Origin of the sequence: Streptomyces katrae, from assembly GCF_000966975.1 — a bacterium.
Classification (GTDB): domain Bacteria; phylum Actinomycetota; class Actinomycetes; order Streptomycetales; family Streptomycetaceae; genus Streptomyces; species Streptomyces katrae.
On sequence record NZ_JZWV01001384.1, the window covers coordinates 1 to 1,817 of the forward strand.

General features: G+C 70.0%; 1 protein-coding gene and 1 pseudogene. One reads left to right on the plus strand and one right to left on the minus strand.

Translation table 11 applies throughout. The features are described from left to right. Positions 1-260 (minus strand): annotated as a pseudogene (locus VR44_RS48005) (class II glutamine amidotransferase); the annotation flags it as partial. Between the two features lie 151 nt (positions 261-411). Between VR44_RS48005 and VR44_RS48640 the strand changes: the two are divergent. Then, positions 412-1,188 carry a glycosyl hydrolase family 28-related protein gene (locus VR44_RS48640; RefSeq protein ID WP_281187279.1) on the plus strand — a complete coding sequence of 259 codons (777 nt, stop codon included), beginning with the start codon at positions 412-414 and terminating at the stop codon, positions 1,186-1,188. Positions 1,189-1,817 lie beyond the last annotated feature (629 nt).

A 1,817-nucleotide genomic window follows, 5' to 3' on the forward strand; every position in this document is an offset into this window, starting at 1 on the left:
TCCACAGCCACCGGCCGTGACGGAACGGGTGGCAGTTGGTCTCCCGCAGGTTGCGGTCGTTCCAGGCCGCACGGTGTCCCGGAAGACCGCCGGCGTGCCGTCCCCGTCCGTGCTTACCAGCCGACGCCGAAGCCGTCGTCATGGGTGGCTTCGACACCCATCCGCGCCCGGGGGCTCTGGTTGACTCAGCGAATGCTCCGGACGGTAGAGCACGGCGTCGAGCAGCACGGGCGACCCGAGTAGGCGAGCCACCGGCACATCCGCACCACCTCGTTCCGCAGCCGCCACCTGCCCGAGCCGTGACCTCCCCACCGTCATGTCAACCCGCCAGCCCCGTCGTCCGTCGTCGCCGGACCCACGGACCGAGTGGCAAGATCATCCCCGTTGTCCGATCATCACAAGGGGGAGAGCGTGACCGAACAGCGGAAGACAGCCCGCCGTGCACTGCTGACGGGAGCGGTGGCCGGACTCACCGGGACCGCGCTGGCATCCGGCACCGCCACGGCCGCCGCGGCGACCACGGCCGCCGGAACACCGGACTGGTTCGACGTCAAGGCCCACGGCGCGGTCGGCGACGGCTCCGCCGACGACACCGCCGCCGTCCAGCGCGCACTCGACGCGGCAGCCGCGGCGGGCGGCGGCACCGTGTACTTCCCCGTCGGGAAGTACCTCGTCAAGCCCGCGGCCGGCGCACCCGCGCTCGCCGTCAAGGCCGACGGCATCCGCCTGGCCGGTGCCGGGGCGAAGGCCTCCATGCTGGTCAAGGGCGGCGACGGCATCCTGCTCCGGATGTCCGGCACGGGAGCGGCCTACTCCACCGGCGCCACCCACCGCCGCTACTGTTCCGTCGAGAACCTCGGCTTCAACGGCAACGGCAGGACCGGCCTGCTGCTGGAGCTCTACTACAACAACAACTCCTACTTCCGCGACGTCTTCATGACCTCGAACAAGGACATGTGCATAGACGCCGTCGAGTTCGGGGCTCCCGCTTCTACAACCTGGTCATCGAGGACTGCACCGGCACCACCGACAGCACCACCCAGCCCAACATCTGGCTACGCAACGCCTCCTCGGCCACGGAGGGCGCGTGGGGCCACAGCAAGGACAACATCAACCAGATCCACTTCATCGGCTGCCGCCTGGAGGCCTTCGGCACCGGCGCACTGTGGATCGGCCAGGGAGCCGTAACCACCAACAACCCCAACGGCGTCTACATCACCGACTGCAAGTTCGAGACCTCCCGCATGCAGGGCGGCCCGCACCTGAAGACCGACGCCGGCTGCAAGCACGTCTACGCCACCAACATCTACTGCTACGCAGGCGACTTCGCCGCCGGCACCCCGGCCACCGCGCGGAACATCATCAGCTGGGCGGCGAGCGCCAGCGCGCTGGAGAACGTGGTCATCGCCAACCGGGACAAGGCCACCGTCAACGCGGGCGTCGCGCTCTACTCCGGGCCCGGCTCCACCGCCGTGCTGCGCAACGTCGTCGGGCTCTACGCCACTGCGCCGACCGGCACGCACATCTACTACGAGCAGTCTTCGACCGGCGACTTCCGGGTGGAGAACAGCTACGGCAGCCTCGGCGCCCAGGCGACCGGAACGATTCCGGTGAAGAACGCGCCGAACCCGCCGCTGCGGTTGGTGCCCGGCCCGGTCAGCGACGCCTCCTTCACCCGTCAGCCCCTGGACGGCACCCTGGCCGTGGACTCCGCGAACAAGCGGCTCTACGTCCGGGTCGGCGGCCAGTGGCTCTGGTCGGCGCTCAACGCGTGACCCTCCGGCGCACGGCGAGCCGGCTCCCGTCACGGAGCCGGC